Here is a 22,465-nt window from a genome sequence, read left to right on the forward strand (position 1 = left end):
ATGAAGCTGTACGGCATTCCCAACTGCGACACCGTCAAAAAAGCACGTACCTGGCTGAATGACGCAGGCCTTGCCTATGATTGGCATGATTTCAAGAAGAACGGCGTCAGCGCTGAATTGCTGCAAGGCTGGATCGCGCAGGCCGGTTGGGAAAAGCTGGTCAACAAGGCCGGCACCACCTGGCGCAAGCTAAGCGATGCAGAAAAAGCCGCCGTGGTTGACGCCGACAGCGCCATTGCGCTGATGCTGGCGCAGCCCTCTGTCATCAAGCGGCCGGTGCTTGACAGCAATGGTACGATTTCAGTGGGCTTTTCCACCGACCGCTACGAGGCTTTGTTGAAATAATGGCTGCTCCACTGCATGACGATCCAACCCTGGCGCTGACCATACAGTTGCTCAAGCAAGCCTCGGTCACCCCGGATGACGCTGACTGCCAGCAAATCATGGCGCGCCGCCTGGCAGCGCTTGGTTTCAAGATCGAGCCGATGCGTTTCGGCGACGTCGACAACCTGTGGGCACGCCGTGGCACCAGCGGCCCGGTGCTGATGTTTGCCGGCCACACCGACGTGGTACCGACCGGCCCGCTCGACCGCTGGCACTCCGACCCGTTCGAACCCGATCTGCGCGATGGCCACCTGTATGGCCGTGGCGCGGCAGACATGAAGGCCTCGCTGGCGGCCTTCATCACTGCTTGCGAAGCCTTTGTTGCCAAGCACCCCAACCCCAAGGGCTCGATCGCCTTCCTGATCACCTCGGACGAAGAAGGTCCGGCGCACGACGGCACGGTCAAGGTCATCGAAGCGCTCAAGGCACGCGGCGAAGCCATCGACTATTGCATCGTCGGCGAACCGACCAGTGCGGAAGTGTTTGGCGACACCATCAAGAACGGCCGCCGTGGCTCGCTGTCCGGCCATCTGTATGTGCACGGTGTGCAGGGCCATATCGCCTATCCACACCTGGCCAAGAACCCCATCCACCTGCTGGCCCCGGCGCTGACCGAGCTGGCCGGCACCGAATGGGACAAGGGCAACGCCTACTTCCCGCCCACCACCTGGCAGGTATCCAACATCCATGGCGGCACCGGCGCCACCAACATCATTCCCGGTACAGTAGAAGTGCTGTTCAACTTCCGCTTCAGCACCGAAAACACCGCCGCCACGCTCAAGGCCAGGGTCCACGCCATTCTCGACGCACACGGTCTCGACTATGAGCTGAACTGGTCGTTGTCGGGCGAGCCCTTCCTCACCGATGAGGGCGAGCTGACGCACGCCATCAAGGCGGCGGTCAAGGATGTCACCGGCGACGAGCCGCAACTGAACACCACCGGCGGTACCTCGGACGGCCGTTTCATCGCCAAACACTGCCCGCAGGTGGTCGAATTCGGCCCGATCAACAAGACCATCCACAAGCTCAACGAGTGCGTGGCAGTCGAAGACGTACCCAAGCTGTCGCAAGTATATCTGGGCGTGCTGGAGCGGCTGATCGCCTGATCGGGACGGGCTGATCAACCGCCGATCAGCCCGACGCCACTTGCAGGCCGCCCATCCCTGCGGCGTGCATTGCGGTCATGCGCTCGTTGCATGCGGGGCTACGATGGGTAGCCCAGCAACGCAACAAGGAACACCGCCATGCGTTATCTGATGCAAGTTCGCATTCCCAGCGAAGCAGGCAACCGGGCGCTGCGTGACCCGCAGTTTGGCGAGCGTATGGCCGGGCTGCTGGCCGACATCAAGGCCGAAGCCGCCTACTTCAGCACCCTGGATGGCCAGCGTGGTGCATACATCGTGGTGCAATTCGATGATGCATCCGCAATGCCCCGCCTGGCCGAGCCCTTTTTCCTGTGGCTGAATGCCGACGTGACCTTCCTGCCCGTCATGCGGCCCGAAGACCTGGGCGCCGCAACACCGTCCATCCGCGCCGCAGTCCAGCAATGGGGGCAGACGTAATCAGCCCTTGCCCGCCGTGCGCCTGCGGCGGGCAACATTGCGCTACTGCGGCCTGAACACCCGGTGACAGGCACTGCAGCTGTCCTCTACACGCCACATCGGCGCACGCACATCGTCCACCCGGCCACTGGCCGCAGCCTTGTTCAGCTGGTCGGTCGCAGTCTCGAAATCGCTGGCGGCCTTGTTGAATGCCCTGGCGGCATCCGCATCCAGCGGCTTGGCAGCCGTGTATTCCGGGAAATGCTGCCACGGCGTGCGCGCTGCCTGTTGCAGCAACTGCGCAGTACGGGAGAAATCCGCCGCCACATAAGGTTGCCGCCCGCGTGCCATGCCGGACAGCGTTTCGGACAGGTGCAGGATCTGCTTCATGCTGGCCTGGCGCTTGCCCTGCGGTGAGTTGGGATCGACGCGCTGACAGGCGCTCAGGGTGACAATGGCAAGCAACAGCAGAACAGGCAGACGCATGGGTAATCGATAAGGCAAAGGTGAAACGGCAAGTACCGCTGTGGTAGTAACGCGGCCGGCCGCAACTGGCCGACCGTTGACCGGTCTTGATCAATGCAGGGGTGGCCGGTCGACCGCATGCAACACCAGCGTTTCCAGCGAAACCTGGTCCAGTATAGACTCATCACTGGCGGCCAGTACGATGGGCGGCGCCATGCCGTCCAGCAAGGCCTCTACCCAGCGCAGCGCGCACAAACACCATTGGTCGCCCGGTTTGAGTCCGGCAAAGCCGAACTCGGGGCACGGCGTGGACAGGTCGTTGCCGCGCGACTTCGAATACGCGAGGAAGCTGGCGCTCATTTGCGCGCAAACGGTGTGCTTGCCGTGATCATCATCGCAATCGCTGCAGCAGCCATCGCGCATGAAGCCGGTCAGCGGGTCCAGGCTGCACGGAATGAGTGGCTGGCCGAATACATTCAGGCGGGACATGGTGATACTCCTGCTCAATCGGCCGACAGCCGCATGCCGTCATAACCCACCTGCATGCCGGCTGGCATGCGGGCAGACAGCGCGTGGTATTCCAGCTCGTGCGTCATGTGGATGAATACGGTTTGCCGCGCGGCAATGCGGGTGGCCGCGTCCAGCGCCTGCTGCACGCCGAAATGCGTGGGGTGCGGCACTTCGCGCAGGCAATCCAGAATCAGCAGGTCCAGCCCTTGCAGGCGCGCAAAGCTGGCCTCGGGGATTTCCGATACATCGGTGATATAGGCCGCATTGCCAATGCGGAAACCCTGGATCGGCCACTTGCCGTGCAGCACCGGAATCGGCGTGACGGTAACACCAGCAAACTCGAACGGCTCGTCGTCGATCTCGGTCAGTTGCAGCACCGGCTTGTCCCAGTAATTATTGGGCGACAGCAGCGTGTAGGAGAAACGGCTGCTGATATGTTCAGACAGCAGCGCATTGCCAAACACCGGGATCGGCGCCTTTTGCAGCCAGCAAAACGCGCGCAGATCATCGATGCCATGCAAGTGATCGGCATGCGGGTGGGTATAAAGCACCGCATCGACGTGCAGCAGCTGCTCGCGCAGCGATTGCTGGCGCAGGTCGGCACCGGTATCAATCAAAAAAGTCTGCCCGCCGGCACGGAACACGGCCGAGGCACGGGTACGGCGGTTGCGTGGATCGGTCGAAGTGCAGGTCGGGCACGGGCAGCCCAGCGCGGGCGTGCCGCCGGACGAACCGACGCCGAGCAGGGTCACTTCAACCGGCAAGCTCATTGCAGCGGCCCGGCCTTGGCAAACAAGGTGAAGAAATTGCGCGTGGTGGCCTCGGCCACCTCGGCCACCGAAATACCGCGCAAATCGGCGATATGCTCGGCCACATGCTTCACCCACGCCGGCTCATTGGTCTTGCCACGGAACGGCATCGGCGCCAGATACGGTGAATCGGTCTCGATCAGCATGCGCTCCAGCGGTACCAGCTTGGCCACTTCCTTCAGCTCCTCGGCCTTCTTGAAGGTGACGATGCCGGAGAACGAGATATAAAAGCCCAGCTCCATCGCTTGCTGCGCCACTTCCCAGCTCTCGGTAAAGCAGTGCATCACGCCATTGACCTTGCCCTGCCCTTCTTCGCGCAGGATGCGGATGGTGTCCGCCGAGGCCGAGCGGGTATGGATAATGAGCGGCAGGCCGGTCTGCTGCGCAGCCCGGATATGCACGCGGAAACGCTCGCGCTGCCATTCCAGATCACCCTCCAGCCGGTAGTAATCCAGCCCGGTTTCACCAATGGCAATCACCTTTGGATGCTGCGCTTCGCTCACCAGCCATTCAACGGTCGGCTCGATGGTGTCTTCATAATCAGGGTGCACGCCCACCGAGGCAAACAGGTTGTCATGCTGCGCAGCCAGTGCCAGCACACTGGGATAATCAGGCTGATTCACCGACACTACCAGCGCATGCGACACCTTGTTGGCGCGCATATTGGCCAGCTTGCCGTCCAGATCGGCAACGAGGTCGGGGAAATTGATGTGGCAGTGCGAATCGACGAACATGGTTTGCTTGCAATGAGGGGCTAGCGGGGATTTTAGCACTGCATGGGGGATGGGCAGTGGGTGAATCATGGTTAGCGCCAGCCTCAACACCAAAAACAAAAATGGCCGGAGCAGCCTCCAGCCATTTTGCGGCAAACTCACCCGTCACATCGTATGCGTCGTCCGTGACGACTGCAGATAGCCACCCAGCAAGCCTTCTATCTTGTTGCGTGCCTGTGCGCCGGCCTCGTTGGCCGAGAACTGCACCCCCACACCCTGCTGGTGGTTGTTGTGCGCGCCACCCGGCGTAATCCATACCACATTGCCCGATACGGCGATCTTGGCGGGGTCGTCCAGCAGGGACAGCAGCATGAATACTTCGTCGCCCAGCTTGTAAGGCTTGGCGGTGGGGATGAAGATGCCCCCGCCTTTCACAAAGGGCATATAGGACGCATACAGCGCGGCCTTTTCCTTGATATTCAGCGAGAGTACACCCGGGCGGTTTACGGGTGCTTTGGGTGCGTCGATCATCGGGGGCTCCCGGCGCTTTTCAGCGCGGCGAGGTAATCAAACAGCAGCGACTCGATCACGAGCCGCGCATTCAGCGGGTGGTGTGCCAGTTTTCTGGCTTCGAGCAAGCGCTCGGCATAGGCAGTCATGCCCGCAGCACGCGGCGCCAGTCGGGCCAAGGCTTCGCGGCAATCTGGATAATAGCGAATTTTTCCTGACAGCCCCAAGCTGACCAGGTCATGCACCCATTTTTGTAACCATTCCACCAACAACGCCATGTCTACCTTGGCACGATCAAACTCGGTGGCCACGGCCAGTACGTCCAGCGCGCCGGGGTTGCCCAGATGCGCCAGCAGGCTGTTGCGCTGCGGCAGCCACTCGGCGGCGGCATCGTCCAGCGCCGCCAGTGGTGCGCCACCGGTATGGGCCAGATGCAGCGCCGGATCAACCACGCCCTGCGCGGTCAGCCAGCTGGTGGCAACATCCTCGTCCGGCTGCGGCAAGGCAAACACGCGGCAGCGGCTGCGGATGGTGGGCAACAAGCGACGCCAGTGGTTGGACACCAGAATGAAGCGCGCGCCCTCGGGCGGTTCTTCCAGCGTTTTCAGGAAGGCATTGGCGGCGGCGGTATTCATCGTTTCGGCCGGCACCACCAGGGTGACGCGGCTGCCGCGCCGGTGCGAGGTGAGCTGTACGAAGTCGGTCAGCTCGCGCACGTTCTCGACATTGATGATGGCCGACTTTTTCTTGGCCTTGGCCCCCTCCTCGCCTTCTTCTGCCTCGCCCTCTTCGGGTGAGAGCAGGCGAAAGTCAGGGTGATTGCCGGCCAGTTGCCAGCGGCAGCCTTCGCACACGCCACAGGGCGCCAGCGCCTTGTCGGCGGCCTCGCACAGGAACCATGCGGCCAGCCGTTCGGCAAAGCGGCGCTTGCCGATGCCCGGCTCACCGGTCAGCAACAAGGCATGCGGCAGCCGCGCCGGGTCGTGCAGCAGTTGCGCCCAGGCTTCGTGTTGCCACGGATAAAGGTCGAGTGCACTCATGCAGCCAGCCACTCCGGCAAGCAGGCCGTCAGCTCGGCCTGAATGGTGGCAATGCCGCGATTGGCATCAATCACCTTGATGCGCGCAGGGTCGGCCGCTGCACGGCGCAGATAGGCATCGCGCACGCGGGTATGAAAATCGGCGGCCTCGCGCTCAAAGCGGTCCAGCTCGCGGCCGTTGGCCATGCGCGCGGCGCTGACTTCGGGCGGCACATCGAACAGCAAGGTCAGATGCGGTTGCAGCAGGCCGTCGCCGCGCTGCTGCACCAGCGTCTCCAGTGCGGCAAACTTGGCCAGGTCCAGCCCGCGCCCGCCGCCCTGGTAGGCATAGGTCGCGTCGGAGAAACGATCACACAGCACCCAGTCGCCGCGCGCCAGCGCCGGCTCGACCACCTGTGCCAGATGCTCGCGCCGCGATGCAAACATCAGCAGTGCCTCGGTTTCCAGATGCATGGGTTCGTTCAGCAGCAAGGCGCGCAGCTTTTCACCCAGCGGCGTGCCACCCGGTTCGCGCGTGCTGACAAAGCGGATACCCTGGCCGGACAGCCAGTCGGCCAGCCAGGCCAGTTGCGTGCTTTTACCGGCGCCGTCGACGCCTTCAACACTGATGAAGCGGCCTTGCGGGCCTTGGGAAATCTGAGCAGACATCCCGCCATTTTGACAGCTCGGCCGCAGGATGGCGACGGTTTTACCCGGCAACGTTCAGGCCCGCAGCGATTGCATGCTGCCCGCCAGCGACTGTACCGACTCATCCAGCCGCGCCACCGCCCCGCTGATGGCCTCGGTGGATGCGCTGGCTTCCTGCATGCCCGCCTGCAGTGCCGCCACCTCGCGGGTAATGCCAGCAAAGCGCTCGGCCTGGCTGCGCTCGTGCCCGGCCACGGCATTGGTCAGCTCGGTCACGCGCTGGCCACCGGCAATGATGTCGCGCAGCGTGTCGTCAGCCTCGCGCGCGGTCTGCGTGCTGACGGTCATTTTCTCGCTGCCGCTGTGCATGGCCTGCTGCGCCTCGGCCGTACCGGACAGGATGGCGCTGATCTTGCTCTCGATCTCGCGCGTGGCACCACCGGTGCGCTCGGCCAGCTTGCGCACCTCGTCGGCCACCACGGCAAAGCCGCGCCCGGCTTCACCGGCGCGCGCCGCCTCGATGGCCGCGTTGAGCGCCAGCAGATTGGTCTGGTCGGCAATGCTGCGTATCACCTGCACGATATGGCCGATCTCGCCGCTGCGTTGTGCCAGCTCCTCGATACGCTGGGCCGAAGCCAGCATGACCTGCGTTGCCTCTTCCAGGCTGCGCATGGTCTGCGTCATGGCCGCACCACCGGCACGCGCCAGGCTGCCGGTGCTGGCGGCCTCGGCAGCAGCGTCGGCCGATTGTGCTGCACTGTCGGCAGACGCCGCTGCCATCTGTGCCAGCTCCTGCGCCATGCGGGCAGACTGGCCGGCCTGTTGCTGCATGGTGCCACTGATGGAGCCGGTGCGCGCACTGATCTCGGCCGACTGGCTCGATGCAGTGCTCACCGCGCGCTGCACGTCGGCCAGCATCTGCCGCACCGCCGCCTGGCTGGATTCGGCCTGCTCGCGCGCCACACTGATCTTGGCAAAGCTGCGCGCCTTGCCCAGTTCGAACATCACCCCCAGCGCCAGCAGCACGACCGACAGGCCGATCAGCGAGCGGGTTACCAGGCTGGCGTGCAGCGCATGCGGAATCGGGCTTTTGGGCAGCGCCCAGCCCTGCGCATACGCGGCAGAAAACAACACGATGGCGATCACGCTCAGCACCGTCCACACCACGCCGCTGCGCAGGCCGCCAATGAAGATGGCCGCCACCGGCAGCAGCAGGAACCACGGCGCGCTGGATGATTCGATGCCGCCGTTCACGTAGCACATCCACACCACCATGCCGTAGAACACGGCAATCAGGAACTCGCGCACCAGCAGCAAAGCCCCCGTGGCCTTGAGCAGCAACGCCGCAACGAACATCAGCGCCCCGGCAGTGAGGATGCCGCCGGCCATCGGATAATGGCCCAGCTTGAAATAGTGGATGGAAAACACCGGCACGATCAGCGCGGCCAGCACGGCACAGCCGACGATATTGCGCGCACGCATCAGGTCGAACGGGTTCTGCCGCAAGGCATCCGGGATGAACCACTCAAAGATGGCGCTTGTTGTTTTGCTTGCAGACATGATGACTCCGGTTCGCCGCACAGGCGGTGTGCCAATGGCAAAGTCTAGTTGCCCCGGCATGGCCTATGAATACAGGAAGTCCGCCACAGCGGCATTGCACCGACCAAAGGCAAACCACGGACAAATGGCCGGCTGCATGTAAACCCCAATACCGTTTGCCCGCCGGCATGATAGCGTGTTTTAAAACAATCGTTTTATGGAGCAATCGATGCCTGCCTACCTGCACCTGTTGGCCCCGCTCGACCTGGGCTTTACCACGCTGAAGAACCGCGTGCTGATGGGGTCCATGCACACCGGCCTTGAAGAGGCCGACGACGGCCCCGAAAAACTGGCCGCCTTCTACGCCGAACGCGCGCGCGGCGGCGTGGGGTTGATCGTCACCGGCGGCATCGCCCCCAACCCGGCTGGCCGCATCTATCCGGATGCCGCCATGCTGGCGAGCGAGGCCGATGTGCCCCGTCACACCCCCGTCACCCGTGCGGTGCACGAGGCTGGCGGCAAGATCTGTCTGCAGATATTGCATGCCGGGCGTTATGCCTATCACCCCGAGTCGGTCGCGCCGTCGGCCATCACCGCACCGATTTCGCCATTTACCCCGCACGCACTGAGCGTGGCCGAGATCGAAGCCACCATCGCCGACTTTGCCAACTGTGCACGGCTGGCGCAGCAGGCCGGCTATGACGGCGTCGAGATCATGGGCAGCGAAGGCTATCTGCTCAACCAATTCCTCGTCGCCCGCACCAATCAGCGCGATGACGAGTGGGGCGGCAGCCTGGCAAACCGCATGCGGCTGCCATTGGCCATCATGCACGCGGTGCGCGCAGCGGTCGGCACGGACTTCATCGTGATCTTCCGCCTGTCCCTGCTTGATCTGGTCGACAACGGCGGCGTGCTGGCCGAAGCCATCACGCTGGCGCAAGCGCTGGAGGCAGCGGGCGTCAACATCATCAACACCGGCATCGGCTGGCACGAGGCGCGCATCCCCACCATTGCACAGGCCGTGCCGCGCGGCGGCTTTGCCTGGGTGACGCGCCAGCTGCGCCCGCATGTGAAGGTGCCGGTGGTGGCCGTGAACCGCATCAATACGCCGGAAGTGGCCGAGGGCATCCTCGCTGCCGGCGATGCCGACATGGTGTCGCTGGCGCGCCCGCTGCTGGCCGATGGCGAGTTCGTCGCCAAGGCTGCCGCCGGCCTGCCGCAGGCCATCAATACCTGCATCGCCTGTAATCAGGCCTGCCTGGATCATGTATTCGAGGGCAAGAAGGCCTCCTGCCTGGTCAACCCGCGCGCCTGTCGCGAAGATGAACTGGCCATCCGCCCGGCAGCGCAGCCCAAGCGCGTAGCGGTCATCGGTGCTGGCCCGGCCGGGCTGTCGTGCGCGCTGACTGCCGCGCAGTGCGGCCATGCGGTCACCCTGTTCGAGGCCGGTGATGCCATCGGCGGCCAGTTCCGCCTGGCCAGCCATGTGCCGGGCAAGGACGAGTTCAAGGAAACGCTGCGTTACTTTGATTACCAGTTACAGCAAGCCGGGGTGACGGTGCACTTGAATTGCGCCATCGAAAGTCCGGACCAACTGGCCGGTTTCGATGAAGTGATCGTCAGCACCGGCGTGCGCCCGCGCGTGCCGGCCATCACCGGTATCGACCACCCCATGGTGGTGCGCTATCCAGACCTGATCAGCGGCAAGGTGGCACCGGGGCAACGCATTGCCATCGTTGGCGCGGGTGGCATCGGTGTGGATACGGCGGTGATGCTGTCCGAACCGGCAGTTGAAACCACGCCGGTCAGCGATTACCTGACTGAATGGGGCATCAATGCGCAGCTCGACAGCGCGGGCGGCTTGCAAAAGCCGCAGCATCATCACAATCAGCGCACCATCTGGCTGCTGCAGCGCCGCGCCGGCAAGCCGGGCAGCGGGCCGGGCAAGACCACGGGCTGGGTGCACAAGATCGCGCTACAGCAGCGGGGCGTGCAGTTGCTGGGCAATGCCGAGTATCTGCGCATCGACGATGCCGGCCTGCATGTACGCATCAAGGGCGAGGAACAATGCCTGCCAGCCGATCAGGTGGTGATTTGCGCCGGACAGGAATCAGTGGCCGAGCTGTTCGACACACTGGCCGCCAGCGGCGTGCGCGTGCACAAGATCGGCGGGGCCGAGCTGGCAGGTGAGCTGGATGCCAAGCGGGCCATCGAAGCAGGCACACGACTGGCCCTGAGCCTGTAATCGTCAGCAACACCAGGCGGCGTTGTTGCACCGGCAATCAAGGTGCGGCAACGCCGCTTTGCTTTGTGCGCAGGAAAACACCGAGCGTGGCGCCTGAAGCGCGATGCCTATCTCTGTCAGATTCAAAACAGCTTTGGGGGATTTACTGCAGGAGGGGGTAAATGGTGCACCCGGAGCGATTCGAACGCCCGACCCTCTGGTTCGTAGCCAGATACTCTATCCAACTGAGCTACGGGTGCACTATTTAGTTACTGCTTTACTACTTGCCCAGAACCACCCGAAGGAGGTCTTGGCGGAGACGGAGGGATTCGAACCCTCGATACAGGTTTAAGCCCGTATGCTTCCTTAGCAGGGAAGTGATTTCAGCCACTCATCCACGTCTCCGTCAAGGGAAGCCGGATAATACCTAGGGTTCCGGCTTCCGTCAAATGACAGATGCACTAAAGCGCGAATTTATTTCGCGCGGGTAGCGCAATCCCGCAATTACTTGACCTGATCGAGGCCAAAGGCACGGTGCAGCACGCGCACAGCCAGCTCCAGATACTTCTCGTCCACGATCACGGAAATCTTGATTTCCGAGGTCGAGATCATCTGGATGTTGATGCCTTCTTCAGCCAGGGTGCGGAACATGGTGGAAGCCACGCCCACGTGCGAGCGCATGCCCACGCCAACGATGGAGACCTTGCAGATCTTGTCGTCGCCGTTGACGCTCTTGCCGCCCACGTGCGCCTGCACGCCTTCCAGCACCTTGATGGTGCGGGCGAATTCGCCCTTGGGCACGGTGAAGCTGAAATCGGTGGTGCCGTCCTGGCCGACGTTCTGGATGATCATGTCCACGTCGATGTTGGCGTCTGCCACCGGGCCGAGGATCTGGTACGCGATGCCGGGCTTGTCCGGCACGCCGATCACGTTGATACGGGCTTCGTCACGGTTGAAGGCGATGCCGGAGACGACGGGCTTTTCCATGTTCGGGTCTTCCTCGAAGGTAATCAGCGTGCCCTCGCCTTCTTCCTGGAAGGACGACAACACGCGCAGTTTCACGTTGTATTTGCCGGCGAATTCAACCGAGCGGATTTGCAGCACTTTGGAACCAAGGCTGGCCATCTCGAGCATTTCCTCGAAAGTGATGGTCTTGAGCTTCTTGGCTTCCGGCACCACGCGCGGGTCGGTGGTGTAAACACCATCGACGTCGGTATAGATCTGGCACTCGTCAGCCTTGAGCGCGGCGGCCAGCGCCACGCCCGAGGTATCCGAGCCACCACGGCCGAGGGTGGTGATGTTGCCTTCGGCATCCACACCCTGGAAACCGGCGACGATCACGACGCGGCCGGCATTCAGGTCGGCACGCATGGCGGCATCGTCGATCGACTGGATGCGCGCCTTGGTGTGCATGGAATCGGTCAGGATCTTCACCTGGGCGCCGGTGTAGGACTTGGCTTCAATGCCCAGTTCCTTCAGCGCCATGGCCAGGAGGCCGATGGTGACCTGCTCGCCGGTGGAAACGATGACGTCGAGCTCGCGCGGGTCCGGATTGGCCTGGATATCCTTGGCGAGTGCGATCAGGCGGTTGGTTTCACCGCTCATGGCCGACAGGACGACGACCAGGTCGTGGCCCTGGGCCTTGAATTTGGCGACGCGGCGGGCGACGTTCTTGATGCGGTCGGTCGTGCCGACCGAGGTGCCGCCGTATTTCTGGACGATCAATGCCATGATGCAACCTGTGTGGTTGGTAAGACGAAATTTGTTAAGGGCACAATTGTAATGAAACCTGTTGCGCTTTACGAGCGTGCGAGCATCCCATCGGCAACTTGCATGGGCACACGCGGTGCAACGGCACACATCAATTCATAGCCTATGGTGCCGGCGGCGGCGGCCACCTCATCAATGGAAAGTTGCCGCCCCCACAGCTCGACCGGGCTATCCACGCCGGCCTGCGGCAGATCGGTAATGTCTACCGCCAGCATATCCATCGATACCCTGCCGATCAGGCGCGAGCGCTGGCCTGCCACCACTACCGGGGTGCCGGTGGGGGCGTGGCGCGGATACCCATCGGCATAGCCACAGGCCACTGTACCGATGCGCATGCTGCGCTCGGCAACGAAGGTGGCCCCGTAACCGACTGCATCCCCGGCCTGGAGTTCCTGCACGCCGATGATTTTTGATTCCAGCGTCATGGCCGCCTGCAAATCCAGCGACTGTGCGGTGCGCGCAAGGCCAAACGGGCTGCTGCCATAGAGCGCGATACCGGGGCGCACCCAGTCCTGATGCGTGTGCGGATAGGCCAGTGTGGCAGCAGAGTTGGCCAAGGTGACCGGCAACTGCAGCCCGGCACAGGCAGCATTGAAGCACGTCATCTGCGCTTGGATACCCTTGGCAGGCTCATCGGCCGTGGCAAAGTGTGCCATCAAGGTAATGCCGGCCACATTCGGATTGCCCTGCAGCCGGGCCACCAGCGCAGGTGCCTGTTCGGCGGGGAAACCCAGCCGGTTCATGCCGGTATTGAGTTTGAGAAACACCTGCACCGGTGCAGCCAGCCGCTGCGCCTCCAGTCGCGCCAGCGAGGCCTCGTCGTGCACCGCCAGCCAGAAATCATGCGCGGCGGCACCATGCAGTTCGTCGGCATCGAACACGCCCTCCAGCAGCAGGATGGGCTGGTGGTAACCGGCATCGCGCAAACGCAGCGCACTGGCAAACTCCACCGTGCCAAAGCCATCGGCATCGCTGATCGCTGCCGCCACATTCAGCAGGCCGTGGCCGTAGGCATTGGCCTTGACCACCGCGAATGCACGGCTGCCTGCCGCACCGGCCTTGAGCACGTGGTAGTTGTGACGCAGCGCGTCGGCGTGGATGGTGGCAAGTATGGGGCGCGGCATGAATACTCCGGTCAGGATGGACGGCAACGGGCACGGTGACGGCGCCAGGCCCAGATGGCCACGCCGACCAGCACAACGAGGATGACCAGCAGCAGGCCGCCCTGGCCGCGCTTGATCCACATCATCAGCCAGTCGCGCTTGTAGGCGCCGTAATAACCGAGATAGACCCAGACCGGCACGCTGATCAGCGCGGCAGCACCATCGAGCGCCAGAAAGCGCCAGTAAGGGATTTTCTTGCTCATGCCCGCAGTGAGAAAGATGGGCGAGCGCAGGCCGGGCAGAAAACGCGCCACGAACAGCACGCGGTTGCCATAGCGGCAGAATTTGTCCTGCACCGCCGCATAGCGGGCCGGCGTCAGCAGCCGCGCCACCCAGCGCCAGCGCAATACGCCCTCGCCCCAGTGGTGGCCGGCAAAGAACATGAAGGTATCGCCCACCAGCACGCCGGCCATGCCCACCGCAAACATCCAGTGCACATTGGCAAAGCCCAGTCCGGCAATGATGCCGCCGGCCACCAGGGTGATGTCCTCGGGGATGGGCACGCCAAGACCGCAAATGAGCAGAACGAGAAAAACAGCCAGATAACCGTAGTCGGTAAACAGCGGCAGCAGGTATTGAAGGGTTTCCATGTACTTCCAGGGACAGGGGGCGTAACGCCCCGGCGTCAGTTTAACATGCAGCTTACAAGCTCTCGTTCGGACATTCCCGCATCGAATCGGTTCAAGCCCGCCGCAATTGCCAGACAAACGTGTTATAACCGCGTGATTCGCCTTCACTGACAGCATTAATGGACCGTGGTTTCTTTCTGATCCTCAGCGCACAGTTTCTTTCCGCGCTGGCGGACAACGCCCTCTTCATTGCCGCAATGGCGCTGCTTAAAGAGCAGATGGCGCCCAGCTGGCATCACTCGATGCTGCTGGAGTGCTTCACGCTCTCCTACGTCATCCTCGCCCCGTTTGCCGGCTCGTTTGCCGATTCGATGCACAAGGGCAAGGCGATGATGATCTGCAACGGCATCAAGCTGATGGGCTGCGTGGCCATGCTGGCCGGAATGGACCCGTTGCTGGCCTATGGCATCGTCGGTTTCGGCGCGGCGGCCTACAGCCCGGCCAAGTACGGCCTGATCACCGAATACCTGCCGCATGAAAAACTGGTGGAAGCCAATGGCTGGCTGGAAGGCGCCACCGTGGGTGCCATCATCTTCGGCACCGTACTGGGTGGCGCACTCACCGGCCAGGCTGTCGGCGACTGGCTGGATGCGATGGAGTTCATCCCGGAATGGTTCTCGCCGGCACCATTCGCCATCTGCATCATCCTGCTGCTTTATCTTTGTGCGGCCTGGCTGAATATCTATATCCCCAAGCTCAATGTGCAGCTCAAGCCGCTGGAATGGCGGCCGATGGCGCTGATCCACGAGTTCTCCGACTGCGTGAAGCGCCTGTGGCAAGACCCGCAGGGGCAGCTCTCGCTGGCGGTCACCACGCTGTTCTGGGGGGCTGGCGCCACCATGCGGCTGGTGGTGCTGAACTGGGCGGTGCTCTGGCTCAATTACTCCATCCAGCAAGCTACCTTGCTGGTGGCCACCGTTGCCGTCGGTACCGCCGTGGGCGCCGTGCTGGCTGGCCGCTTCATCCCGCTCAAGAAGGCATTCAACGTGCTGCCGGCCGGGGTCGCCATGGGCGTGCTGGTGATGAGCATGCTGCTGATCCACACGCCGGGCGCCGCCGCCGGACTGATGTTCGTGGTCGGCATCCTGTCGGGCTTCTTCGTCGTGCCGCTCAACGCCATGCTGCAGCACCGGGGCTATTTGCTGATGGGCGCCGGCCATTCGATCGCGGTGCAGAACTTCAACGAGAACCTTGGCATCCTGGTCATGGTCGGACTGCATGTGCTGCTGGTGAAGTATCTGAGCAGCCCGGTCCCGGCCAATGCTCAAGAAATTGTAAAGGACCAGTTTGCTGTAAACGGCATGCCACCGATGCACGTTATCGTGCTCGGCTTTGGATTGTTTGTAGCCGTGAGCATGGTGCTGGTGATCTGGCGCTATCGCCGTGGCGTTCGCGCTGGAATCATGCATGACTAAAGTAGTCTCTCCGCTGTTGCTTGCCCTGCCCGTCGGGGCCGTCCTGCTGGTTGCGCTGTCCGGCTGCCAGCGTGCCGATGACGCGGCGGCGGCAGCCGCCAAAAAACCGCGCCCGCAACAGGTACGCGCGGTCAAGACTGAAACCACCGATGTGCCGCTGCGCCTCTCCGCGCAAGGGCACGTGATGTCGCTGAATCAGGTTGATCTGCGCCCGCAAGTCAGCGCCGTGCTGCGCGCCATCCATTTCAAGGAAGGCGACGATGTAAAGGCCGGCCAGCTGCTGTTCAGCCTGGATGACCGCGACGCAGCCGCCAGCCAGCAGAAAATGGATGCCAACATCGTCCAGTATCAGGCACAGCTGGTGCAGGCCGAGCGTGATCTGCTGCGCTCGCGCGATCTGGCCACCAAGGGCTTTGTCTCGCCGTCGGCCATCGATACCGCACAAGCCAGGGTCGATACGCTGAAGGCGCAGATTGCCGCCGCCAGGGCCGATTCGACCAACGCACGCGTAGCGCTGACCGACCGCCGCATCGTCGCGCCGTTCTCGGGCCGCACCGGTGCGCTGAATGCCTACCCCGGCAGTCTGGTGCAGCCGGGCAACACGCAACCCCTGGTCACCCTGACCCAACTCGACCCGATTTCCATCCGCTTCACCCTGCCCGAAGCCGAGCTGAATGCCGTGCGCGCCGCGCAGGCAGAGGGCCCGGTCACCGTCACTACCGATCTGGGCAAGGGCGGCAAGCTGGAAGGCAAACTGACCTTCATCGACAACACCATCGACACCACCAGCGGCACCATCGTGATGAAGGCCGAGTTCGCCAACCCCAAGCATCTGCTGTGGCCGGGCATGTATACCCCGATCAGCATCGAAGCGGGCGTGACGCACGATGCGGTGGTGCTGCCGGCACAGGCATTGCAAAGCGGCCCGGCCGGGCGTTTCGTCTACCGCATCCAGCCGGACCAGACCGTGGCCAGCCAGCCGGTGCAGCTGGTGCGCGTGTTCGACGAGCGCGCCATTGTCACCGGCGTGCAGCCGGGCGTGAAAGTCGTTTCTGAAGGCGGCCAGAACCTGCGGCCCGGTGTGCAGGTGCAGGAAGCCAGCGGCCCGGCCAGCAAGGGCGGCAACGGCCGTGCCAGCAGCGCCAGCCAGAGCAAGAGCGAATAAAGCCCGTTGCGGCGGCGCGCCCTGGCGTTGCCGCAACCACCCGCCCCGGCGCGGGCCCCGATGTAGCGCCTAGCCTTTACGAGCTGCCATGAATCTCTCTACGCATTGCATCCATCGTCCGGTCGCCACCCTGCTGCTGTGGCTGGCCGTTGTCGTCGCCGGCATTGCCGCCTGGTTCCAGCTGCCGATTTCGGCGCTGCCCACCTACGACACCCCTACCATCAGCGTGCAGGCCAACCTGCCCGGCGCCAGCCCGGAAACCATGGCCACCTCGGTGGCTACCGCGCTGGAAAAGCAGTTTTCGACCATTCCCGGCGTCAACACCATCACCTCGACCAGCTCGCTGGGCAGCACCTCGCTCACGCTGGAGTTCGACCCGGACCGCAATATCGATGCCGCCGCGGTGGACGTGCAGGCCGCGCTGTTCCGCGCCAGCCGCAGCCTGCCCAAGGACATGACCAGCCCGCCGAGCTATCGCAAGGTCAACCCGGCTGACGCGGCCATCCTGCTGATCGGCATCAATTCGCCGTCGATGAGCCTGGCGGACCTCAACGCCTATGGCGACAACCTGATCTCGCCCGCCCTTTCCACCATCAACGGCGTGGCGCAGGTGCAGATTTTCGGCCAGATGCGCTATGCGGTGCGCGTATCGGTCGACCCGGAACAGCTCAACACGCGCGGCCTGAGCCTCACCCAGGTATCGGATGCGCTGCAGGCCGCCAACGCCAACGCGCCGGTAGGCCAGCTGGACGGCAAGCGCCAGACGCTGATCCTGCGCGCGGATGCCAACCTGAAGCACGCAGCCGATTTTGCCAGGGTCATCATCGCCACCCGCAATGGCGATCCGGTACGCTTGGGCGATGTGGCCAAAATCGAAGACAGCGTGGAAGACCTGCGCACCAGTGCGTGGATCAATGGCGAACGCTCCATCGTGCTGGCGGTGCAGCGCCAGCCGGGCGCCAATACCGTAGCCACCATCGACGCCATCCGCAAGATGCTGCCGCAGCTGAAGGCGCAGATGCCCGCGTCGGTCAACATCCAGGAAGTGAACGACCGCTCGATCTCGATCCGCGAGGCCATCCACGATGTCACGCTGACCATGGGGCTGACCATTGCGCTGGTGATCCTGGTCATCCTGCTGTTCCTGCGCCGCGCCAGCGCCACGCTGATTCCATCGGCCAGTTTGCCGGTGTCGCTGCTGGGCACGTTTGCACTGATGCTGGCGCTGGGATTCAGCCTCGACAACATCTCGCTGATGGGCCTGACCATTGCCATCGGCCTGGTGGTGGACGATGCCATCGTGGTGCTGGAAAACATCGTGCGCCATGTCGAGGAAGGCATGAAGCCGATGGACGCCGCCATCAAGGGCGCGCGTGAAGTAGGCTTTACCGTGATTTCGATCTCGGTATCGCTGGTGGCGGTGTTCATTCCCATTTTCTTCATGCCCGGCACCATCGGCCGCCTGTTCCACGAGTTTGCCGTGGTGGTGACGCTGGCGATTGCCGTATCGGCCGCCGTATCGCTGACCCTGATTCCGCTGTTTGCCAGCCGCTTCCTCAAGCACGAAGCGCCAGATGCCAAGATACCGGCATGGAGCCGGCTGTTCGAGGCCGCCTTCGACAAGACGCTGGGCGGCTACGCGCGCTCGCTGGACTGGAGCCTGCGCCATCGCGGCCTGATCATGCTGGTGGCACTGGCCACCGTGGTCGGCACCGTCTGGCTCTACCTGATTTCGCCCAAGGGCTTCTTCCCGCAGGAAGACATCAGCCAGATCCAGGTCACCGTAGAAGGCCCGCAGGATGTGTCCTACCCCGCCATGCTGAACGCGCAGACACGCATTGCCGGCAAGGCGCAGGCCGACCCCAGCGTGGCCACCGTGGTCTTCAGCGTGAACAGCAGCAACAACGGCCGCATGTTCATCACACTCAAGCCGCGCGGCAAGCGCCCGGACATGCAGACCGTGCTGGCCAGCCTGCGCAAGATCACCGCCGGCTCGCCGGGCTTCAACGTCTATTTCCGCCCGGTACAGAACCTGTCGGTGGGCGGCCGCACATCCAAGAGCGCCTATCAGTACACGCTGCAATCGGTGCATGCCGACGAGCTGGACCAGTGGGGCGACAAACTGCTGGGCGCATTGCGCCAGTCCAGCGTGCTGGCCGACGTGAACACCGATGCACAGAAGAACGGCCTGCAGGCCAATGTGAAGATCGATCACGACAAGGCACAGCTGCTCGGCGTCGATACGCAGGCGCTGCAGGACACGCTGTACGCCGCCTATGGTGGCCGCCAGGTCTCGACCATTTATGACCCCGAGGACAGCTATCAGGTCATCATGGAGCTGGCACCAGAGGCGCGCCGCGATGAATCGGCGCTGGACAAGCTCTATGTGGCCAGCAAGGCCGGCACGCTGGTGCCGGTGAGCGCGATTGCACACATCGAGCGCGAACGCGTCACCACCGCCGTCAACCATCAGGGCCAGCTGCCGGCGGTCACGCTGTCGTTCAACCTGCAGCCGGGCAAATCGCTGTCAGACGCCAGCGCAGCCATTATTGACGCGCAAAAACAGATCGGCATGCCGGCCTATGTGTTCGGCGCATTTGCCGGCGAGGCAGCGGTATTCCAGTCATCGCAAAGCAGCCAGCTGTGGCTGATCGTGATTGCCATTGCGGTGATTTACGTGATCCTGGGCGTGCTGTACGAAAGCTGGATTCACCCCATCACCATTCTGGCCGGCATTCCGTCTGCCGCGATTGGCGCCTTCCTCAGCCTGCGCATCGCCGGGCTGGAGCTGACCTTCATTGCCATGGTCGGCATCCTGCTGCTGGTGGGCATCGTGAAGAAGAACGCCATCATGATGATCGACTTCGCGCTGGAATCGCAGCGCACACAGGGCCTGCCGCCGCATGAGGCGATACGCCAGGCCTGCGTGCTGCGCTTCCGTCCCATCATGATGACCACCGTTGCCGCCATCGCGGGTGCATTGCCCATCGCGCTCGGCCTGGGCGCCGGTGCCGAGCTGCGCCAGCCGCTGGGCGTGGCCGTGGTCGGTGGCCTGCTGTTCTCGCAGCTGATCACGCTTTACGTCACCCCGGTGCTGTTCCTGGGCTTCGACGCGCTGATCCACAAGCTGGGCGGTCAGGGCTTCACGCCTGAAGCGGTGCATGACGACGACCAGCGCTAAGGCCTGGTTTTACCCCCTACCCTGATCCGCTCCATGCGGCACCCAGAACCCGGCCCAGCCGGGTTCTTGCACGTTTGGCGGGGAAGAACCCCGTTCACCGTGATCGCTCCCGCAAATGCAATGGAGCCTGCCTCAGCCCGCTTGCGCGAACTCCCCTGCCGCCACGCGCGCCAGCAGCGCATCCAGCTCATCCTGCCGGAACGGCTTGGCGAGAAATTCATCCATGCCGGTGCGCAAGCAGGCATCCCTGTCCTCGCTGTTGACGTTGGCCGACAGCGCAATCACCGGCAGATGCGGCAGTTGCAATTGCCGTTCACGCCGCCGCAGCCTGGCAGTGGCAGCAAGGCCGTCCAGCACCGGCATCTGCACGTCCATGAACACCACGTCGAAGGGCTGCACAGTCTGTTCGATCAGCGCGAGCGCCTGCTCGCCATTCTCGGCCATGACCACGTGATGGCCAGCCATGCTGAGGAAACGCTCGGCCACCAGCCGGTTCACCGGGTTGTCCTCGGCCAGCAGCACATTGAGCGGCCCGGAACGCGGCGCCGGCGATGGCACGGACGCCAACGCTTCGGCCGGCTGGAGCGGCAGCGTAAAGCGGAAGATGCTGCCGCCACCGGGGTTATCGTCCACCCAGATGCGCCCGCCCATCAGCTCGATCAGCTTGTGTGAAATCGACAGCCCCAGGCCGGTGCCGCCAAAGCGCCGCGTGATTGAGTTGTCGGCCTGCGCAAAGGCCTCGAAGATGGCCTTGCGCTTCTCCTGCGGCACGCCGATGCCGGTATCGCGCACGGCCACGGCCAGCACCACATCGCCATCCTTGCCCGGCCAGCATTCAGCCTCGATCGACACCTGCCCCTGCGGCGTAAACTTGAGCGCGTTACCGATCAGGTTGACCAGCACCTGCTTGATGCGCACGGCGTCGCCAATCAGATTGCAGGGTGCATTTGCCGCCAGCTGGAAGTGCAGCTCAACGCCATGCAGTGATGCCTGCGGCCTGAACATCTGCGCCAGATCGTTGAACAGCCGCGCCGGGGCGAATGGCGCCGGGTCCAGCCCGAAATGGCCGGCTTCGATGCGCGAAAAGTCCAGCACGTCGTTGACCAGCGACAGCAAGGCATCGGTCGACGCCTGGATCACCGCCACCTGCTGACGTGATTCCGCATCCAGCGGATGGTGTGCCAGCAACTGCGCCATACCGACAATGCCATTCATGGGGGTACGGATTTCATGGCTGATATTGGCGAGGAACTCGCTCTTGGCGCGGCTGGCTGATTCGGACACCTCGCGCGCCTCTTCAAGATCGGCCACCAGACGGCGCTGATCCTGCGCCACCTTGATCGAGTCGGTCAGCATTTCATTGAAAAACTGGGCACTGCGCAGGATGCCGAACAGGAACAGCAGCGACATCACGCTGAAAATCGCCCCGTAGTAGCCACCATGGAACAGGTTGGCGATGGTCTCGGGCACGATCATCAGGAAGGCATAGCTTTGCAGCACCGGCAGCACGGCCGACAGGATGGGCACCGCGCCGGCCACCATGCCGCCAAGCACGAAGGCAATAAAGAAACGCAGCGTATCGGTGCCGCCAACCATGAAGGGCACCACCCCCACGCCCCAGATCAGGCCCGAGACCGGCGCACTGAGTACGTAGCGCCGCAGCCAGTCATCCACGGTGACTTCATTGATCTCGGCGCGATGAAAGTCGCGCGCCAGCCGCAGGCGGTAAGCGGCAGTCAGCAGCGCCAACCCCCACCACACCAGCACATAGGGCCAGCGGAACTGCGTCATCGCCACGCCGGCCAACAGGGTTGCGTTGACGATGCTCATCCACTGCCCCACCGCCACGTTGCGATACAGCAACTGGGTGGTATGCAGCTTTACGGCCGGGCTTTGATCGGGCAAACGGAACATGACGACGCTTTCATGGGCAACGTGCAGCAGTATAGCCAGTCCACCTTGCTGATAGCAGGGTCAGGGCTTGCCATCGCTGGGAAGCACAGCCACCTCGTCCTTGCTGTCGGCAAGAATGTTGAGTGTCACGCGCCGGTTACGCGCACGCCCCTCGACCGTGTCGTTGCTTTCCTGCGGGCGGAACTCGCCATAACCGATGGCCACCAGTCGCTGCGGCGCCACCCCCGTCTGCACGAACAGCCGCACCACGCTGGCCGCCCGCGCGGCCGACAGTTCCCAGTTGGACGGAAACTGCGGCGAGGCAATCGGCTGGTTGTCGGTGTTGCCCTCGATCTGGATCAGGTTGTCGCTGCTTTTCACCAGCTCGGCCACGCCACGCAAGGTGGCCACCGAGTTGCTCTCCAGATCGGCACGGCCGGTCTGGAACAGCACCGAATCGCTGATTTCCACCGCAATGCCGCGCTTGGATTGCGTCACGCGCACCTTGCCCTGATCAATCAGCGCGCCCAGCGACGTACGGATATCGCTGGCCATGCTTTGCATCTTCTGCGTGGTTTCGGCCAGTTTGGGATTGGGCTGCTGCCCTTTGGCGTTGTTGTTCTGCGGCGGCGTCAGTTTTTGCGGAGCCCCCGGCACGATCTGGTTGGGCAGGCGCACCGGGTTCTGCGAGGTGGTCGGGTCGTTGCGGAAGGCATTGACCAGCGATTCGGACAACACCTTGTACTTGCCCTCGTTGAGCGACGACAGCGCATACATCACCACGAAGAATGCAAACAGCAGCGTGATGAAGTCGGCATACGACACCAGCCACCGTTCGTGGTTGTCGTGCTCTTCCGGATGTCTGCGCCGTTTCGCCATGCCTGCCCT

At 63.3% G+C, this 22,465-nt stretch carries 20 protein-coding genes and 2 tRNA genes; 7 read left to right on the forward strand and 15 right to left on the reverse strand.

What is annotated here, in order from left to right:
- The 3 genes from B9A19_RS03460 (at position 1) to B9A19_RS03470 (ending at position 1,946) form a co-directional block, all read left to right on the forward strand.
- Complete coding sequence (locus B9A19_RS03460) at positions 1-345, forward strand: ArsC family reductase (protein ID WP_176216757.1); 345 nt, start codon at positions 1-3, stop codon at positions 343-345.
- A gap of 11 nt (positions 346-356) precedes the next feature.
- Positions 357-1,490, forward strand: coding sequence for a succinyl-diaminopimelate desuccinylase (gene dapE, locus B9A19_RS03465; protein WP_373277993.1), 1,134 nt, complete (start codon positions 357-359; stop codon positions 1,488-1,490).
- A gap of 138 nt (positions 1,491-1,628) precedes the next feature.
- A complete protein-coding gene (locus B9A19_RS03470) occupies positions 1,629-1,946 on the forward strand; it encodes a DUF3303 family protein (RefSeq protein WP_139798631.1) in 318 nt (105 codons plus the stop codon).
- Between the two features lie 42 nt (positions 1,947-1,988).
- Here B9A19_RS03470 and B9A19_RS03475 read toward each other — a convergent pair whose 3' ends face one another.
- From B9A19_RS03475 to B9A19_RS23240, 8 genes are all read right to left on the reverse strand, one after another.
- Entirely contained in the window at positions 1,989-2,411 is a 423-nt protein-coding gene (locus B9A19_RS03475) for a c-type cytochrome (RefSeq protein ID WP_084089156.1), read from the reverse strand.
- A gap of 90 nt (positions 2,412-2,501) precedes the next feature.
- Positions 2,502-2,879: a DUF2237 family protein gene (locus tag B9A19_RS03480; RefSeq protein ID WP_084089157.1), complete on the reverse strand. Its 378-nt coding sequence runs from the start codon at positions 2,877-2,879 to the stop codon at positions 2,502-2,504.
- Positions 2,880-2,893: 14 nt separating this feature from the next.
- A complete protein-coding gene (locus B9A19_RS03485) occupies positions 2,894-3,670 on the reverse strand; it encodes an MBL fold metallo-hydrolase (protein ID WP_084089158.1) in 777 nt (258 codons plus the stop codon).
- Positions 3,667-4,443, reverse strand: coding sequence for a TatD family hydrolase (locus B9A19_RS03490; protein ID WP_084089159.1), 777 nt, complete (start codon positions 4,441-4,443; stop codon positions 3,667-3,669). The genes B9A19_RS03485 and B9A19_RS03490 overlap by 4 nt, the downstream gene beginning before the upstream one ends.
- Before the next feature lie 144 nt (positions 4,444-4,587).
- Entirely contained in the window at positions 4,588-4,953 is a 366-nt protein-coding gene (locus B9A19_RS03495; RefSeq protein ID WP_084089160.1) for a PilZ domain-containing protein, read from the reverse strand.
- A complete protein-coding gene (holB, locus tag B9A19_RS03500) occupies positions 4,950-5,972 on the reverse strand; it encodes a DNA polymerase III subunit delta' (protein ID WP_084089161.1) in 1,023 nt (340 codons plus the stop codon). Before holB ends, B9A19_RS03495 begins: the two co-directional genes overlap by 4 nt.
- The gene (gene tmk / locus B9A19_RS03505; protein WP_084089162.1) at positions 5,969-6,619 is read right to left on the reverse strand and encodes a dTMP kinase; all 651 of its coding nucleotides are present in this window, start codon (positions 6,617-6,619) and stop codon (positions 5,969-5,971) included. The genes holB and tmk overlap by 4 nt, the downstream gene beginning before the upstream one ends.
- 54 nt (positions 6,620-6,673) lie before the next feature.
- A complete protein-coding gene (locus B9A19_RS23240) occupies positions 6,674-8,158 on the reverse strand; it encodes a methyl-accepting chemotaxis protein (protein ID WP_176216750.1) in 1,485 nt (494 codons plus the stop codon).
- Between the two features lie 208 nt (positions 8,159-8,366).
- On the opposite strand from B9A19_RS23240, the gene B9A19_RS03515 reads away from it, so the two are divergent.
- Complete coding sequence (locus tag B9A19_RS03515) at positions 8,367-10,382, forward strand: NADPH-dependent 2,4-dienoyl-CoA reductase (RefSeq protein WP_084089278.1); 2,016 nt, start codon at positions 8,367-8,369, stop codon at positions 10,380-10,382.
- 162 nt (positions 10,383-10,544) lie between these two features.
- Here the strand turns inward: B9A19_RS03515 and B9A19_RS03520 are convergent.
- The 5 genes from B9A19_RS03520 to B9A19_RS03540 form a co-directional block, all read right to left on the reverse strand.
- Positions 10,545-10,621, reverse strand: a tRNA-Arg gene (locus B9A19_RS03520).
- Positions 10,622-10,672: 51 nt separating this feature from the next.
- Positions 10,673-10,766, reverse strand: a tRNA-Ser gene (locus tag B9A19_RS03525).
- A gap of 99 nt (positions 10,767-10,865) precedes the next feature.
- Entirely contained in the window at positions 10,866-12,092 is a 1,227-nt protein-coding gene (locus B9A19_RS03530; protein WP_084089164.1) for an aspartate kinase, read from the reverse strand.
- A gap of 68 nt (positions 12,093-12,160) precedes the next feature.
- Positions 12,161-13,255, reverse strand: a complete 1,095-nt coding sequence (gene alr / locus B9A19_RS03535; protein ID WP_084089165.1) for an alanine racemase — start codon at positions 13,253-13,255, stop codon at positions 12,161-12,163.
- An 11-nt stretch (positions 13,256-13,266) separates the two neighbouring features.
- Positions 13,267-13,884 (reverse strand): DedA family protein, encoded by a 618-nt coding sequence (locus B9A19_RS03540; protein ID WP_084089166.1) that lies wholly within the window; start codon positions 13,882-13,884, stop codon positions 13,267-13,269.
- A gap of 158 nt (positions 13,885-14,042) precedes the next feature.
- On the opposite strand from B9A19_RS03540, the gene lplT reads away from it, so the two are divergent.
- From lplT to B9A19_RS03555, 3 genes are all read left to right on the forward strand, one after another.
- On the forward strand, positions 14,043-15,338 hold the full coding sequence (gene lplT / locus B9A19_RS03545; RefSeq protein ID WP_084089167.1) for a lysophospholipid transporter LplT: 1,296 nt from the start codon (positions 14,043-14,045) through the stop codon (positions 15,336-15,338).
- On the forward strand, positions 15,331-16,503 hold the full coding sequence (locus B9A19_RS03550) for an efflux RND transporter periplasmic adaptor subunit (RefSeq protein WP_084089168.1): 1,173 nt from the start codon (positions 15,331-15,333) through the stop codon (positions 16,501-16,503). Before lplT ends, B9A19_RS03550 begins: the two co-directional genes overlap by 8 nt.
- 88 nt (positions 16,504-16,591) lie before the next feature.
- Positions 16,592-19,684, forward strand: coding sequence for an efflux RND transporter permease subunit (locus B9A19_RS03555; RefSeq protein WP_084089169.1), 3,093 nt, complete (start codon positions 16,592-16,594; stop codon positions 19,682-19,684).
- Between the two features lie 132 nt (positions 19,685-19,816).
- Here the strand turns inward: B9A19_RS03555 and B9A19_RS03560 are convergent, their stop codons facing one another.
- Together B9A19_RS03560 and motD are read right to left on the reverse strand one after the other, a co-directional pair.
- Positions 19,817-21,598 (reverse strand): ATP-binding protein, encoded by a 1,782-nt coding sequence (locus B9A19_RS03560; RefSeq protein WP_084089170.1) that lies wholly within the window; start codon positions 21,596-21,598, stop codon positions 19,817-19,819.
- A 60-nt stretch (positions 21,599-21,658) separates the two neighbouring features.
- Entirely contained in the window at positions 21,659-22,456 is a 798-nt protein-coding gene (motD, locus tag B9A19_RS03565; protein ID WP_084089171.1) for a flagellar motor protein MotD, read from the reverse strand.
- Positions 22,457-22,465 lie beyond the last annotated feature (9 nt).

Origin of the sequence: Andreprevotia lacus DSM 23236, assembly GCF_900176275.1 — a bacterium.
In the GTDB taxonomy this organism is placed as follows: Bacteria; Pseudomonadota; Gammaproteobacteria; order Burkholderiales; family Chitinibacteraceae; genus Andreprevotia; species Andreprevotia lacus.